We start from the raw sequence: 14,793 nt of genomic DNA, 5'->3' as shown, positions 1-14,793 counted from the left end.
GTCCTGCGCTGGGCCGCCGGGGTCGTTCAGCGGCGCAAACCGCATGTCTCGGGGTCAGTCGGGAACGTTGCGGGTGAGTTCGTCGAGCCAGGCCGCCGCCGACGCGTCGCTCGGGGCGCGCCAGTCGCCGCGGGGGGAAAGGGAGCCGCCGGAGCCGACTTTGGGGGCGTTGGGGAGGGTGGAGCGTTTGAATTGGCTGGTTTGGATGAAGCGGCGGAGGAACTCCGCGAGCCAGTGTTTGATGGTGGGGAGGTCGTATTCGTGGCGTTGGTCGGCGGGGATCAGGTCGGGCCAGCGGCCTCGGGTGGGGTCGGACCAGGCGTGGTGGGCGAGGTAGGCGATGCGGCTGGGGAGATCGCCGAAGCGCAGCAGGTGGTAGAGGTGGAAGTCCTGCAGTTCGTAGGGGCCGACGGTGGCTTCGGAGCTCTGGGCGGGGGCGTCGCCGTCGCCGGGGATGAGTTCGGGGGAGATCTCGGTGGTGAGAATAGATTTGAGGACTTCGCCCGCTTCGGGGCCGAGGCCGTCGGTGTCGATGGTCCAGGCGACCAGGTATTTGATCAGGGTCTTGGGCACCGAGGCATTCACGCTGTAGTGGGCCATGTGGTCGCCGACGCCGAAGGTACACCAGCCCAAAGCGAGTTCGCTCAGATCACCGGTGCCGATGACCAGCGCGTTGTGCATGTTGGCCAGCCGGAACAGATGTGAGGTGCGTTCGCCGGCCTGCACGTTCTCGTAGGTGACGTCGTATTGTGGAACACCTTCGGCCGCAGGGTGATTCAGATCCCGCAGCATCTGTGTCGCGGACGGCCGGATATCGATCTCGTGCGCGCTCGCCCCGACCGCCCGCATGAGCTTGCGTGCGTCATCGAGGGTGCGGCTGCTGGTACCGAATCCGGGCATGGTGTACGCCAGCACATTCGACCGCGGCAGGCCGAGCCGGTCCATGGTCTTGGCGGCCACGATCAGGGCCACCGTGGAGTCCAGCCCGCCCGACACCCCGATCACCACCCGCTGGGATCCGGTGGCTGTCAGGCGGGTGCTCAACCCCTCCACCTGGATGCGATGCACCTCCGCGCACCGCTCGTTGCGCGATACCGGATCGGCGGGAACGTAAGGGAAGCGCGGCATTTCACGTCGCAGGACCACCGTCCCGGCGGGCACCGGCAACTCCACCTCGACGCGCCGGAACCGGGCCAGCCGCTCCCGATGGTCGTGCACGGTGTCCGCGAAGCTGGTCATGCGCAGCCGGTCGGCGGCCAGCCGCCGCAGATCCAGGTCCGCTGTCACCACCTGCGAATGCGGCGCGAATCGTTCGCCCTCGGCGAGCACATTGCCGTTCTCGCAGACCAGCGCCTGCCCGTCCCACGCCAGATCGGTGGTCGACTCGCCGTGTCCGGCCGCCGAATACAGGTAGGCGGCGACGTATCGCGCCGAATGCGAGGTGCACAGGTCGCGTCGATAGTCGGCCTTGCCGATGACGATATTGCTGGCCGACAGGTTCACCAGCACGCTCGCTCCCGCGAGCGCGGCGAATCCGCTGGGCGGCAACGGCACCCAGCCGTCCTCGCAGATCTCGAGATGAAACACGAAGTCCGCCACATTGGTCGCGGTGAACAGCAGGTCCGCCCCGAACGGCACCCGCTGCCCGGCGATCTCGATGTGGTCGTCGAGCGCCTCCCGCGCGGCCGCGAACTGGCGTTTCTCGTAGAACTCGCGATAGTTCGGCAGATAGCTCTTGGGTGCGGCCCCCAGTATCCGCCCGTCGTGGATCACGATGCCGCAGTTGAACAGCCGCCCTTGTGCCCGCACCGGCGCGCCCACCACCAGCACGGTGTCGATGCCGGTGCTTTCGGCGACGATCCGCTCCAGCCCCGCCGCCACCGCGGCATCCAGGGCATCCTGATGGAACAGGTCATCGGCGGTATAGCTGGACAATCCCAATTCCGGGAAGACGGTCAGTACCGCGTGCTCGGCCGCGGCTCGGCGCGCCAGCAGCAGGGTCTGCTCGGTATTGAAGCCCGGATCGGCGACCCGCACCGGTGGCACCGCCACCGCGACGCGCGCGAACCCGTGCCGATACAGCGAATCGAACGGTAGCTGCTGTGACAACACCGACCCCTTTGCGTCCGGCCGAAGTGATCATGGTCCGTCCGCGAATCTACCGGGTTCACTCCCGCGCGGATTGCTCCCGCAGCCGGGCAAGGGTTTTCGACAGGATGCGCGAGACGTGCATCTGCGAGATGCCCATCTGCTGCGCGATCTGGGTCTGCGTCATGGATTCGAAGAAACGCATGGTCAGAATGCGGCGTTCGCGTTCGGGCAGCCCGGCCAGCAGCGGCCGGATCGCCACGTACTCCTCGACCCGGTCGAACTGCGATTCTTCTTCGCCGAGCGTGTCGAGCAGGGAGGCCTCGGTGTCGCGGCCCACGGAGACGGCGTCGATGCTGCTGGGCTGGTAGGCGTTTCCGGCGATGACGGCCTGGGTGACCTCGTCGGCGTCGATGTCGAGGTGGGCGGCGATCTCCTTGGCGGTGGGGGAGCGGCCCAACTGCTGTGCCAGCGCGTCGATGGCGGAGCCGATCCGCAGGTGGGTTTCCTTGACCCGGCGCGGAACCCGCATGGCCCAGGTGTTGTCGCGGAAGTAGCGGCGGACCTCGCCCATGATGGTGGGCACCGCGAAGGACAGGAAGTTGGAGCCGCGTGAGATGTCGAAACGGTCCACCGCGTGCACCAGGCCCACCCGCGCGACCTGGGTGAGATCGTCGAAAGGCTCACCGCGGCCACTGAATTTGCGGGCGATGTGGTCGGCCAGCGGAATGCACCGGTTGATCAGCTGCGAGCGCAGTGCGGCGCGCCGCCCGGATCCCGGCGCGGCGGCGGCCAATTCCTCGAACAGTGCCGCGACATCGTCGTAGCCGGAGACACTGCGCGCGACCTCCTCGGCGACCTCTTCGGCCTCCTCCGGGTCGACCGATTCCTCGGCGGTGTCCTCTCCGTCGGAGTCCTCGGCGGCACCGTTGTCCGCGCCGCCACCGTTCTCCGGCGCGGCGGCCGCCGCGCGCGGATCGGATTCGGGCTGTTCAGGATCGGGGGCCGGGTCTGGATCGGGGGTCGAGGCGAACACGTCTGCTCCGTCGGTCACTACGCCTTCCCCCGGACCCGCCGGAACTCCACGGCCGTCGGGTATCCGGAGAGGGTGGCGTCGAACGGTTCCTGGCCGGCGGTGATCTCGTCGGAGAGGGTGCGCAGCACATGCCAGCCGAAGCTGTGCTGATCCGGCAGCCCTTCGGCGGCGGCGGTGCCGCTGACCCGCACGATCAAATCGGTGTCACCGACGGTGAACCGGCAGCGCAGCGTGCTGCCCGGTACGGCCAGCGCGATGAGGGTGGATGCGGCCTCGTCGACGGCCAGCCGGATGTCGGCCACCTCGTCGAGGGTGAAATCGCTGAGTAGCACCAGGGTTTCGGCGAGTCCGCGCACGATGGGCAACTGGGAGACGGATGCGGCGACCCCGATCTCGACCGGTGTGCCGCGCAGCCCTTGTTCCGCGGAAATGTTGATCACCCTGTTAAGGCTACCCATTCCGGCGCGCGGCAATCAGCCATTCGGCCTGGATGTGTGGGCCACCGCGGCAGCATCGGACAGCTACCGCGCTGGCGTCGGAACCGTGTCGTGCGGCCGATAGACTGCGCGCTGTGTGCACCTCATCCTCCCCGTTCCAGCGGCCCGCGCCGATGATCGCCCCGTCCATCCTGTCCGCCGACTTCGCGCGTCTGGCCGAGGAGTTGAAGGCCATCGAGGGTGCCGACTGGGTGCACGTCGACGTGATGGACAACCACTTCGTCCCGAATCTGACGCTGGGCCTGCCGATCGTGCAGAGCCTGCTGAAGGTCACCGACATTCCGATGGACTGCCACCTCATGATCGAGAACCCGGAGCGCTGGGCCCCGGGCTACGCGGAGGCGGGCGCCTACAACGTGACCTTCCACGCCGAGGCGACCGACAATCCGATCGCCGTGGCGCGTGACATTCGCGCGGCGGGCGCGAAGGCGGGCCTGTCGGTCAAGCCGAACACCCCGATCGAGCCGTACCTGGAAATCCTCAAGGAGTTCGACACGCTGCTGGTGATGAGCGTCGAACCCGGTTTCGGCGGACAGTCTTTCATCGCCAGCGTGCTCGACAAGGCCAAGCAGGTGCGCCGCCTGGTCGACGCCGGTGAACTGCGCCTGGTCGTCGAGATCGACGGCGGCATCAATATGGACACCATCGAGCAGGCCGCCGAAGCGGGCGTGGACTGCTTCGTCGCCGGATCCGCGGTGTACGGCACCCCGGACCCGGCCGCGACGGTGGAAGTGTTGCGGCAGAAGGCGATCGCGATCGAGGCCGCCTCCGCCTAGCTGCACTCAGCGCCCGCGTACGCGGGTTCAGCGCCGTAGGAGCGCTTCGATCACCGATTCCAGCGGCGGCACGCTGTCGATGGAATCGGGGGAGTGCACCCAGGTGCGATATCCCGTCCGCTCGTCATCGGCGGAGGGGAGCACGACCTGCGCCCCCGAGCACGCGACCGTGGCGTAGAGCCGGAACAAGGCCGCCGCCACGGATTTGCTGAGGGTGTCCGGGCGGGCCGGACCGGTGATGAACGTCCAGCGCCGCGCCCGGGGGTGATGCACCACCGGACCCGCCAGATCGGCCTGGGTGAGCCGCTGCTGAACGCGTTCGCCGAGGTCGGCGGGCATGGTGATGGCGCCGTAGCGCTGGCCTATCTCCAACAGGATGTGTCGTGACGTCTGATCGATCGATGCCGGCAGGTGATATTCGCGGCGATACTGCACGCAGCGAACTTCGAGTGTCGAATCGAGAAGCGTTGTCACGCCACACCCCCGTCTGTACCGAATTTGTTGTCTGCCACCTGGATCCGACCCGCGCGGGGTCCAACCTTCCTTCGGTTCGATTGCTTGCGATGACCGTCGGCGGCCGGAGTGGCCGGGGACGCGTAGACCGTTCTGCACTGAACTGCTCGCGGAGAAGTTGAACTGTTGGAATCAGCTGCATAACAATCTTGCGACCATTTTCGTCCGTGCGCAAGATTCTGGTGTAAGCGAGTCGTGGATTGGGTACTACCTGGCGTTGGCCCAGGTCAGGCCATTCGCCAAACCGGTAAATTCGGGCTTTTCAATTGGTTGCTCCGGTTAATTCGGACAATTTGCGGATCGCAAGTTGGCTAATGCCCGATTTCATCTGTCCGCCGGTCTCCAACTCTCCAGTGAACAAGGCCGCATGTTGATCACCACCCGCCGTCGTTAGGCTGAGGGGGACAGCCGTCCGCGCCGGGAATACAGCTCGTGTCGCGGGCTGTTGCCGCAAGCGGAAGCCCGCACACGCGAGGAGAGGTAGTCATGTTCACAGGCATCGTCGAGGAGCTGGGCGAGATCGTCGCCACCGAACAGGTGGACGATTCGGCGCGACTGACCATTCGCGGCCCCCTGGTGACCTCCGATGCCGGACACGGGGATTCGATCGCCGTGAACGGCGTCTGCCTCACCGTCGTCGACCGCGAGGTCACCGGCGACACCTTCACCGTGGACGTGATGGCCGAGACCCTGCACCGCTCCAGCATCGGCGGCCTGGACATCGGCTCCCGGGTCAACCTCGAGCGCGCGGCCGCCGTGAACAGCCGTCTGGGCGGGCACATCGTGCAGGGCCACGTCGACGGCACCGGCAGCATCGTCTCGCGCACCCCGTACGAGAACTGGGAGGTCGTGCGAATCTCCCTGCCCGACAGCCTGGCTCGCTACGTCGTGGAGAAGGGCTCCATCACCATCGACGGCATCTCGCTGACCGTCTCCGGCATCGGGATCGCCGAGGAGGCGTACGCCGACGGCGCGAAGGACTGGCTCGAGGTCTCCCTCATCCCGACCACCCGCGAGCTCACCACCCTCGGTACCGCCCCGGTCGGCACCGTCGTGAATCTCGAAGTCGACATCATCGCCAAGTACGTGGAGCGCCTCGTGCAGCGGGGCTGATCTCCCGCAGGCCGGGAGTCGGCGCAAATCGGGCGTACCGGCTGGCCTACTGTAATGAGGCACCTAATTCGAGATGGAGCACAACAGACGTGACCAGGTTCGACACCATCGAGCGCGCAGTCGCCGACATCGCCGCCGGTAAGGCGGTCGTCGTTGTCGACGACGAGGGCCGGGAGAACGAGGGCGACCTCATCTTCGCGGCGGAGAAGGCGACCCCCGAGCTCGTGGCCTTCATGATCCGCTACACCTCCGGTTACATCTGTGTGCCGCTCACCGGGGACGACTGCGATCGGCTGGGCCTGCCCCCGATGTATGCGGTCAACCAGGACAAGCACGGCACCGCCTACACCGTCGCCGTCGATGCTCGTGAGGGCATCACGACCGGCATCTCGGCCGCGGACCGCGCCACCACCATGCGGGTGCTGGCCGACCGCGACGCCAAGTCCGACGATCTGACCCGCCCGGGTCACGTGGTTCCGTTGCGCGCCAAGGACGGTGGCGTGCTGCGCCGCCCCGGCCACACCGAGGCCGCCGTGGATCTGGCGCGCATGGCCGGGCTCAGCCCCGCCGGTGTCATCTGCGAGATCGTGTCGCAGAAGAACGAAGGCGATATGGCGCGCACCGACGAGCTGCGCGTCTTCGCCGACGAACACGACCTGGCGCTGATCTCCATCGCGGACATGATCGCGTGGCGGCGTCGCAACGAGAAGCACGTCAAGCAGGTGGCGGAAGCCAAGCTGCCCACCGAGTTCGGTGATTTCCGGGCCATCGGCTACGAGAGCGAATACGACGACGCCGAGCACGTCGCCCTGGTGATGGGTGACATCGGCGACGGCGCGGACGTGCTGGTGCGGGTGCACTCCGAATGCCTCACCGGTGATGCGTTCGGTTCGCTGCGCTGCGACTGCGGTCCGCAGTTGGACGCCGCACTGGAGATGATCGCCGAGCAGGGTCGCGGTGTGCTGCTCTACATGCGCGGGCACGAGGGTCGCGGCATCGGGCTGCTGCACAAGCTGCAGGCCTACCAGTTGCAGGACGGCGGCGCGGACACCGTCGACGCGAACCTGGAGCTGGGCCTGCCCGCCGACGGCCGCGACTACGGCATCGGCGCACAGATTCTCGCGGATCTCGGCATCACCTCGATGCGGCTGCTCACCAACAACCCGGACAAGCGCGCGGGCATCGAGGGCTACGGCCTGAGCATCAGCGAGCGCGTCGCCATGCCGGTGCGCGCCAACAAGCACAATCTTCGCTATCTACGCACCAAGCGGGACCGGATGGGCCACGACCTGGTCGGCCTGGAAGACTTGGATCTCGGCGAGACCGCGAACTGATCGCGGCGCGAACCGAATTGCTGACTACCGAGAGGGCGGAACAACGATGAGTGGTACGGGCGTACCGACGTTCGAGCTCGCCGACGCCAAGGACCTCAAGCTGGGGATCGTGGCGTCGCGCTGGCACACCACCATCTGCGACGCGCTCGTCGCGAACGCGGAGCAGACCGCCCGTGCCGCGGGCGTCGCCGATATCACCGTGGTCCGCGTGGCCGGGGCCATGGAACTCCCGGTGGTCGCGCAGGCGCTGGCCCGCACCCACGACGCCGTGGTCGCCCTCGGCGTCGTGATCCGCGGCGGCACACCGCATTTCGAGTACGTGTGCGACTCGGTCACCGCCGGCCTGACCCGGGTGTCCCTCGACGAGAGCACCCCGGTCACCAATGGCGTGCTCACCGTGAACACCGAGGAACAGGCCCTGGACCGCGCCGGTCTGCCGGGCTCGGCGGAGAACAAGGGCGAGCAGGCCGCGGCCGCCGCCCTCGACGCCGCCCTCACCCTGCGCGAACTCACCCAGACCGTCTGACCATGGCCGAGTCGACAACCGAATGGGATCTCGAAGTGCGACCGCACCGCGCGATCCTCACCGTGCGGATCGTGGCCGGCGTGCTCGCGGCCATCTTCATCTTCGGCGGTTTCGTGCTGCGGCACGGCTCCACCGGCGTGAACTTCCGGGTCTCCGACCAGATCGGGCTGATGCTGTTCGGCCTGGTGCTCGCCGGTGCCGTGCTGACGCTGACCCGGCCGCGGGTGCGCGTCGGCAAGCGCGGCGTGGTGGTGCGCAATATCGTGGGCGACAGTGAATTCCAGTGGAAGGACATCCGCGGGATCTCCTTCCCGGACAAGAAGTCCTGGGCCCGGCTGGAACTCGCGCACGACGAGTACGTGCCGATGATGGCCATCCGCTCCAACGACCGCATGCGCGCCGCCGAGGCCATGGACCGCTTCCGGGAACTCGGCGCGAAGTACAGCGCCGAGCAACAGAGCTAGTTCTAACCGCTGGTGAGGATGTTGTAGGCCTCGATCGCGGTGATGAGCGTGACCGGGACGCCGAGGGCGAGAGTGCCGATGGCGCCACCGAGGCCACCTCCGACGGCCGCGCCCGCGATGCATCCGCCGGGTGCGCCGACCAGGAACGCCGGCGGCATGAGTGCGGTGCCGACGGCCATTCCGGCTACACAGCCGCCGACCAGACCGATTGCGGCACCGACCATTCCGCCGATCGCGGTGGCCAGGCCGATCTGCGAGCTGGCCATGGCGATGGCGTTGTTGAGCTCGTCCTGCGAGAAGACCGCCTCGACGTTCGGCGAGGCAGCGGGGACAGCCTGAACGGGATCCGTGCCGGGGGTCAGCGTGATGGTGCGGCCGTCGGCATCGATTCGCGCGGCGATCGGCCAGTCCTGCTCGTTCAGCCGATAGGTCAAGGGCATCCCGAAGGCGAGATTGTTACCGGCGTCGAGGATTTCGAACTCGCTGCCGCGCACGGTGATTCGACCCGCATCGGTGCGGAGAACGACAGAATGGTCCACGACGCTCGCGGTGTAGTGGAGGCCGGGCAGAACATCGGTGCTCAGGGTGGTGCCCGGGCGGTCGGGAACCGCGGGCGCGTCGGCCGAGGCGGTGCCGCCGGTGATGCCCACGGTGAGCGAGGCGGCAACGACGACGGTGTGCAGTGACTTCATCAGGGCTTGCTCCTTCTTCGCGAAGTCACCATAAACAGGCGAGGTAGGGGCGGAGAACGCCACAAAGGAAGCACCCGAGGATGTATCGAAGGTGGCATTCGAAGTCGGGTCGCCGGCTGCGAGACTTCTGGCCGTGTGCTCGGCTCGGTCAGCTCAGCTCGCCGAGCGCCGCCAGTAATGGGGTGAGTGCGGCGATATCGCCCTCGACCCGCACGCGGCCCTGCGCGATCGAATCCGGTAGGGACAGGCGGCCCGCGCCGACGGCGGCCAGGGTCGCGGCGTCGGTGCGGACAGTTGTTGCGGCGGAAACGGTTTCGGTGCCGGGCAGAATCCTGGCCTGGCCGTCGCGGAGCCGCAGGTAGGCGCGGGTGCCGTCGACCTCGAATTCGATGTCGAGGTCCAGTCCGGCGAGTGCGGCCGGGTCGGCGAGGTGCGTGAACGCGAGCAATGCCCATTCCGCTTTCACCCGCATGCTGTCGTCGGGCTGTTCGGGTACGGCGTGGCGAACTCCCCACAGCGCCAACGGCATCAGGGCGCGCGCCAATTCCTCGCCGGTCGGGGTGAGTTCGTAGACGGTGGAGGCGATGGGTGGCGCGAGATGTTTGCGTTCGATGACGCCGTCGCTCTCCAGCTGTTTGAGCCGGGTCGCGAGCAGGCTGGTTCCGATGCCGGTCAGAGCCTCGGCCAGATCCGAGTAGCGCTTCGGCCCGGTCATCAACTCCCGGACGACCAGGAGTGTCCACCGTTCGCCGACGAGGTCGAGAGCGCCTGCGAGGCCGCAGAACTGGTCGTATGAACGTCGCGTCACGTCCTCGACACTACCGGTCGGCTACAAGATTGTCTGCAACTGCTTCTAAAACGGCCTTGTTCACTTCAAAATCTTATGTAACAGTTGATAGGGTCACCGAACATCGGAGAACGCCATGAGTCAGACCGTCGAACTCAGCCACGGCACCCTGCGCTACCGCGACACCGGCACCGGCCCGGTCGTCGTTTTCGTGCACGGATTCCTGCTCAACTCCAACACCTGGCGCGACGTCATCCCCACCGTCGCCGCCGCTGGATACCGTTGTCTCGCACCGGATCTACCGGTCGGGGGTCACACCTTGCCCATGCCCGAGGCGGATCTGACCGTCGCGGGGATAGCCTCGATCCTCGGGGAGTTTCTCGAACGCCTCGATCTGCGTGAAGTGACCCTGGTCGCCAACGACTCCGGCGGCGCGATCACCCAGGTGCTGCTGGTGCGCCGGCCCGAACGGGTCGCGCGGGCGGTACTCGCGGGAGTCGACTGCTACGAGTACTTCCCGCCCCCGATCCTGCGCTGGGCCACCATGTTCGCGGCATTGCCCGGTTCGACCCGGGTACTCACGGAGCTGATGCGGGTGCGCGCGCTGCATCGGCTGCCGTTCACCTTCGGCCGGATCACCGAGCGGCCGATTCCCCGCGACGTGATGGACGGCTACCTGATGCCCAGCCGTACCAGCGCCGCCATCCGCGCCGACGCCCGCCGCTTCCTGCGGGATGCGAGCCCGCAGCGCACTCTCGACGCGGCCCGCCGGCTGCACACCCTGACGATCCCGGTGCTCATCGTCTGGGGCAGTCGTGACCGGATGATTCCGGTGCGCTTCGCGCAGCGGCTCGCCACCGATATCCCGCATGCCACTCTGCATCTCATCGACGACGCACAGATGCTCATCCAGGAGGATCAGCCGCACGCGCTCGCCGCGCGGATCGTCGAATTCCTCGACGACACCGCCACGGTGGTCGGGCCGAGTGTCGACGCGGCCGACCGCGCTGCGTCTGATCGGGCCGACGCCGCGCCGAACCGGGCCGGCGCTGTACCGAACCCGCGCTAGCGCTGTGCCGAACCCGAGCTAGCGCGGACCGCCCAGGACCGCGCCCTCGCGGCGGGGGTCAGCGCCGCCGATCCAGCCGTCGCCGTCGCGGAGTAGCGCCGAGAGGCCGCTGGACTGCGGTGCCACCGAGACCTGGTCGCCGTCCTGACGTAGCTGCTGGACCAGGGGATCATGGTCACCGTTGTCGGCGGCGTTCACCACGGGGTGTTCGCCGCCGACATAGGTGGTCGGAGTGTTGGCCGCGCCGAAATCGATCATCGAGACCGCCTGCTGCGGGTCCATGCCCCAATCCAGCAGGCCGACCAGGGTTTTCACCACGAACTGGATGATGACCGCGCCGCCGGGGGAGCCCGTGACCAGGTGCAGCTGACCGCGGGTGCCGTCGGGATTGCGGTCGAAGACCAGGGTCGGGGCCATGGAGCTGCGCGGCCGCTTGCCCGGATCCAGGCGGTTGGCGATCGGGACGCCCTCCTTGTCCACGGGTTCGGCGGAGAAGTCGGTGAGCTGATTGTTGAGGATGAAGCCGTCGACGAAATGGAAGGAGCCGAAGGCGGATTCGACCGTGGTGGTCATGGAGGCGGCATTGCCGTACTTGTCGACGATGGAGATGTGGCTGGTGCCGTGCTCGGGCTGCTGCGGTCCGGCGCTGAGTGGGACCGGGCCGAAGTCACCGGGCTTGGCGGTGCCGAGGCTCTTGGTCGGGTCGATGAGCGCGGCACGCTGCTTCAAGTAGTTCGGGTCGAGGAGCTTCTGCGGTGAATTGCCGGGCAGCGGAACGAAATCCGAGTCGGCGATGTACTTGTCGCGGTCCGCGTAGGCCAGCCGTTCGGCCTCGGCGATCAGGTGCACGGCCGTAGGGGTGGGCTTGCCGCCGTCGCGGGCGGTATTGCTGTCACCGGCGAGGTCGGTCGGCTTCATCGACGCCAGATCGAAATTCGACAGGATGCCCAGCGCCGATTCCACCGTGATGCCGCCCGAGGACGGGTTGGGCATGCCGCAGATCTCGTGATCGCGATACGGCGAGCACACCGCCGTGCGCTTCTTGGCCTGGTAGGACTGCAGATCCGCGAGCGCGAGCAGGCCCGGGGTGCGCCCGCCGGAGGTGGTGGCGGTGGTGTCGACGATATCGGCGGCGATCGCGCCGGTGTAGAAGGCGTTCGCGCCGTCGGTCGCGATGGCTCCCAAGGTCTTGGCGAAGGCCGGATTGGTGAGCGTGGTGCCCGAGGGCTTCGCGCTGCCGTCGGACTTCAGGAAGTACGCCTTGGCGGCGTCGTCACGGGCCAGGTCGGCCTTGGAGTCGAAGATCTGGCTCGCCATCCGCGGGGAGATCTTGAAGCCGCCGTCGGCCAGATTGATCGCCGGGGTGAACAGATCCTTCCAGGGCTGCTTGCCGTGCTCGGTGTGGGCCAGCTCCAGCAGCCGCAGCACCCCGGGCGTGCCGATGGAACGGCCGCTGGCGCGCGCATTGGGTTGCGGCACAGTGTGATCGGCGGCGCTGATGTAGCGCAGATAGTCCTCGGTGGCCGCCGCCGGTGCGGTCTCGCGGCCGTCGTAGGCGTCGAGGGTCTTGGCGGTGTTGTCGTAGTACATCAGGAATGCGCCGCCGCCGATGCCGGTGGCCTGTGGCTCCACCAGGTTCAGCACGGTCTGTGCCACGATGAGCGCGTCCGCGGCGGTGCCGCCGTCGCGCAGCACCTTGCAGGCGGCTTCCGTCGCAACGGGATTCGCGGTCGATACCGCGAAATCGCTGGTGCGGACCGGTTTCATGCCGGTGCGAAAACCGGTGGCCACCTCGGGGTTCAGGGACAGATTGGTGCTGCTGGGTCCGGTGGGCACGCCGGCCGTGACGGGAGTTCCGTTGGGGGACACCGTGCATGACGCGGTCTGGTTCGTCGAGGACGAACAGGCGGTGACCAATCCGAGCAGCAGGAGCAGGGCGGCAGCGCCGCTCCCGGTTCGTCGCGAGCGCCTCATGAGCGGACTCTAGCGCCGCCGGGGCGTCGAGGCAGGGCTTTGGTGGGACGAATGGGCGGGTTGTCGGTATCGGGCGTCGGCGCAGGTCATCCGGAGATCAGCAGCGGTTTCGCCGCTAACCTCGCAAAGCGGACCAATTGGTCGCTCGACCGGCAGAATTTGTGGAAACTTAAGCCTCTCGGAGCGCCGATGTGGCCCACAGCAAACGGCGAGGTACCCTCTGCGTGCCTCACTTCACGATTGCGGAGGGTTAACCCGGCGAATGACCGAGATCCGGACAACTGCCACCAGCCTCAACGCCGAGGACAGCGGCTATCACAAAGCGCTGAAACCTCGCCAGTTGCAGATGATCGCCATCGGTGGTGCCATCGGCACCGGCCTGTTCCTCGGAGCGGGTGGACGACTGGCCAGTGCCGGTCCGTCGCTGTTCCTGGTGTATCTGATCTGTGGTGTCTTCGTCTTCTTCATCCTGCGCGCGCTGGGTGAACTGGTGCTGCACCGCCCGTCCTCGGGCTCGTTCGTCTCCTACGCCCGCGAATTCTTCGGCGAGAAGGCCGCATTCGTGGCCGGGTGGATGTACTTCCTGAACTGGTCCATGACCGGCATCGTCGACACCACCGCGGTCGCCACCTACCTGCACTACTGGGGCCCCTTCCAGCCGGTCGCGCAGTGGATTCTGGCGCTGGGCGCGTTGATCATCGTGCTCGGCATCAACCTCGCCTCGGTGAAATGGTTCGGCGAGATGGAATTCTGGGCCGCCATGATCAAGGTGCTGGCCCTGGTCACCTTCCTGGTGGTCGGCACCATCTTCTTCGCCGGCCGCTTCAAGGTCGACGGGCAGACCACCGGCTTCGGCATGGTCTCGGATGCGGGCGGCTGGTTCCCGACCGGCGTGCTGCCGCTGGTCACCGTCACCTCGGGTGTCGTGTTCGCCTATGCCGCAGTCGAAATGGTCGGCATCGCGGCGGGTGAGACCGAGAATCCGGCCAAGATCATGCCGCGCGCCATCAACTCGGTGATCATGCGCATCGCGCTGTTCTACTGCGGATCGGTGATCCTGCTGGCGCTGCTGCTGCCCTACACCGATTACAAGGCCGGGGAGAGCCCGTTCGTCACCTTCTTCGGCAAACTCGGTGTCGCGCACATGGGCTCGATCATGAACTTCGTGGTGTTGACCGCCGCACTGTCGAGTCTGAATGCCGGACTGTATTCGACCGGCCGAATTCTGCGCTCGATGTCGATGAACGGCAGTGCACCGAAATTCACCTCCCGGATGTCGAAGGCCGGTGTGCCCTACGGTGGCATTCTGCTCACCAGTGCCATTGCGCTGTGCGGTATCTGGCTGAATTATCTGGTGCCGTCCAAGGCGTTCGAGATCGTGCTGAATGTGGCCTCGCTGGGCATTCTGGCGTCCTGGGCGACGATCGTGGCCTGCCAGTTGAAGCTGTACTACTGGTGGAAGAACGGGCGGGCCGAGCGTCCGGCGTTCCGGATGATCGGCGCGCCGTACACCGGCATCGCGACGCTCGCCTTCCTGGCATTGGTGCTGGTACTCATGGCATTTGACCGACCGGTCGGTACTTGGACGGTGGCGAGCCTGGTGATCATCGTGCCCGCCCTGGCCATCGGCTGGAAGGTCGCCAGCCCACGGGTGCTCGCCATCGCCAAGATGCGCGAGGGCTATACCGGTGAATTCCCGGTGATTCCGCCGATCCCGATGGACGACAAGTAGTTTCCGGCTTCCGAGGTACACTGGGAAAACTATCTCCGGACCTGGGCTTTTCAGCGGCCGCACGCGAATTCGCGTGCGGCCGTTATGTGTTCGAGATCACTGTGCGGGCGGCTCTGCTATCGGCTGTGGCCATGGTCATAACTTCGCGAACCAGATTGTCCGGCATCGAAACATTTGGTTAGCGTCAGGTTC

14 protein-coding genes are annotated in these 14,793 nt (G+C 66.9%); 7 read left to right on the top strand and 7 right to left on the bottom strand.

Features of this window, described 5'->3' with window-relative positions; all coding sequences use genetic code 11:
* Positions 1-54: 54 nt before the first annotated feature.
* From ACFXHA_RS34010 to ACFXHA_RS34000, 3 genes are read right to left on the bottom strand one after another with little or no spacing between them, the layout of a single operon-like run.
* On the bottom strand, positions 55-2,109 hold the full coding sequence (locus ACFXHA_RS34010) for an NAD(+) synthase (protein WP_379363442.1): 2,055 nt from the start codon (positions 2,107-2,109) through the stop codon (positions 55-57).
* 58 nt (positions 2,110-2,167) lie between these two features.
* Entirely contained in the window at positions 2,168-3,142 is a 975-nt protein-coding gene (locus ACFXHA_RS34005; protein ID WP_379363440.1) for an RNA polymerase sigma factor SigF, read from the bottom strand.
* Positions 3,142-3,564: an anti-sigma factor gene (locus tag ACFXHA_RS34000; RefSeq protein ID WP_379363438.1), complete on the bottom strand. Its 423-nt coding sequence runs from the start codon at positions 3,562-3,564 to the stop codon at positions 3,142-3,144. The genes ACFXHA_RS34005 and ACFXHA_RS34000 overlap by 1 nt, the downstream gene beginning before the upstream one ends.
* Before the next feature lie 170 nt (positions 3,565-3,734).
* Between ACFXHA_RS34000 and rpe the strand changes: the two genes are divergently transcribed.
* The gene (rpe, locus tag ACFXHA_RS33995; protein WP_379363470.1) at positions 3,735-4,397 is read left to right on the top strand and encodes a ribulose-phosphate 3-epimerase; all 663 of its coding nucleotides are present in this window, start codon (positions 3,735-3,737) and stop codon (positions 4,395-4,397) included.
* Between the two features lie 27 nt (positions 4,398-4,424).
* On the opposite strand, the gene ACFXHA_RS33990 is transcribed toward rpe, so the two are convergent.
* Positions 4,425-4,871: a hypothetical protein gene (locus tag ACFXHA_RS33990; protein WP_379363436.1), complete on the bottom strand. Its 447-nt coding sequence runs from the start codon at positions 4,869-4,871 to the stop codon at positions 4,425-4,427.
* A gap of 525 nt (positions 4,872-5,396) precedes the next feature.
* Between ACFXHA_RS33990 and ACFXHA_RS33985 the strand changes: the two genes are divergently transcribed.
* The 4 genes from ACFXHA_RS33985 to ACFXHA_RS33970 all read left to right on the top strand — a co-directional run bounded on the left by ACFXHA_RS33985 (position 5,397) and on the right by ACFXHA_RS33970 (position 8,347).
* Positions 5,397-6,023, top strand: coding sequence for a riboflavin synthase (locus tag ACFXHA_RS33985; protein ID WP_379363434.1), 627 nt, complete (start codon positions 5,397-5,399; stop codon positions 6,021-6,023).
* Between the two features lie 89 nt (positions 6,024-6,112).
* Positions 6,113-7,357 (top strand): bifunctional 3,4-dihydroxy-2-butanone-4-phosphate synthase/GTP cyclohydrolase II, encoded by a 1,245-nt coding sequence (locus ACFXHA_RS33980; protein ID WP_379363432.1) that lies wholly within the window; start codon positions 6,113-6,115, stop codon positions 7,355-7,357.
* A 46-nt stretch (positions 7,358-7,403) separates the two neighbouring features.
* On the top strand, positions 7,404-7,883 hold the full coding sequence (gene ribH / locus ACFXHA_RS33975; protein WP_379363430.1) for a 6,7-dimethyl-8-ribityllumazine synthase: 480 nt from the start codon (positions 7,404-7,406) through the stop codon (positions 7,881-7,883).
* Positions 7,884-7,885: 2 nt separating this feature from the next.
* Positions 7,886-8,347, top strand: coding sequence for a PH domain-containing protein (locus ACFXHA_RS33970; protein ID WP_379363428.1), 462 nt, complete (start codon positions 7,886-7,888; stop codon positions 8,345-8,347).
* A 2-nt stretch (positions 8,348-8,349) separates the two neighbouring features.
* Here the strand turns inward: ACFXHA_RS33970 and ACFXHA_RS33965 are convergent, their stop codons facing one another.
* Together ACFXHA_RS33965 and ACFXHA_RS33960 are read right to left on the bottom strand one after the other, a co-directional pair.
* Positions 8,350-9,039: a hypothetical protein gene (locus ACFXHA_RS33965; protein ID WP_379363426.1), complete on the bottom strand. Its 690-nt coding sequence runs from the start codon at positions 9,037-9,039 to the stop codon at positions 8,350-8,352.
* Between the two features lie 148 nt (positions 9,040-9,187).
* Positions 9,188-9,847 (bottom strand): winged helix-turn-helix transcriptional regulator, encoded by a 660-nt coding sequence (locus ACFXHA_RS33960; RefSeq protein ID WP_379363424.1) that lies wholly within the window; start codon positions 9,845-9,847, stop codon positions 9,188-9,190.
* Between the two features lie 115 nt (positions 9,848-9,962).
* On the opposite strand from ACFXHA_RS33960, the gene ACFXHA_RS33955 reads away from it, so the two are divergent.
* Entirely contained in the window at positions 9,963-10,895 is a 933-nt protein-coding gene (locus ACFXHA_RS33955) for an alpha/beta fold hydrolase (RefSeq protein WP_379363422.1), read from the top strand.
* Positions 10,896-10,913: 18 nt separating this feature from the next.
* On the opposite strand, the gene ACFXHA_RS33950 is transcribed toward ACFXHA_RS33955, so the two are convergent.
* A complete protein-coding gene (locus ACFXHA_RS33950; protein ID WP_379363420.1) occupies positions 10,914-12,869 on the bottom strand; it encodes a gamma-glutamyltransferase family protein in 1,956 nt (651 codons plus the stop codon).
* A 262-nt stretch (positions 12,870-13,131) separates the two neighbouring features.
* On the opposite strand from ACFXHA_RS33950, the gene ACFXHA_RS33945 reads away from it, so the two are divergent.
* The gene (locus ACFXHA_RS33945) at positions 13,132-14,601 is read left to right on the top strand and encodes an amino acid permease (RefSeq protein ID WP_379363418.1); all 1,470 of its coding nucleotides are present in this window, start codon (positions 13,132-13,134) and stop codon (positions 14,599-14,601) included.
* The last annotated feature ends 192 nt before the right edge of the window (positions 14,602-14,793 follow it).

Source organism: Nocardia sp. NPDC059240 (assembly GCF_042753865.1).
In the GTDB taxonomy this organism is placed as follows: Bacteria; Actinomycetota; Actinomycetes; order Mycobacteriales; family Mycobacteriaceae; genus Nocardia.
Note: the sequence above shows the minus strand (reverse complement) of the source record. Positions and strands in the feature narration are given on the sequence as shown.

Excerpts from the sequence above, each read along its gene's own strand:
- rpe (WP_379363470.1), top strand. The coding sequence starts at position 3,735 with ATGATCGCCCCGTCCATCCTGTCCGCCGACTTCGCGCGTCTGGCCGAG.
- ACFXHA_RS33985 (WP_379363434.1), top strand. The coding sequence starts at position 5,397 with ATGTTCACAGGCATCGTCGAGGAGCTGGGCGAGATCGTCGCCACCGAA.
- ribH (WP_379363430.1), top strand. The coding sequence starts at position 7,404 with ATGAGTGGTACGGGCGTACCGACGTTCGAGCTCGCCGACGCCAAGGAC.
- ACFXHA_RS33970 (WP_379363428.1), top strand. The coding sequence starts at position 7,886 with ATGGCCGAGTCGACAACCGAATGGGATCTCGAAGTGCGACCGCACCGC.
- ACFXHA_RS33965 (WP_379363426.1), bottom strand. The coding sequence starts at position 9,039 with ATGAAGTCACTGCACACCGTCGTCGTTGCCGCCTCGCTCACCGTGGGC.
- ACFXHA_RS33955 (WP_379363422.1), top strand. The coding sequence starts at position 9,963 with ATGAGTCAGACCGTCGAACTCAGCCACGGCACCCTGCGCTACCGCGAC.
- ACFXHA_RS33950 (WP_379363420.1), bottom strand. The coding sequence starts at position 12,869 with ATGAGGCGCTCGCGACGAACCGGGAGCGGCGCTGCCGCCCTGCTCCTG.
- ACFXHA_RS33945 (WP_379363418.1), top strand. The coding sequence starts at position 13,132 with ATGACCGAGATCCGGACAACTGCCACCAGCCTCAACGCCGAGGACAGC.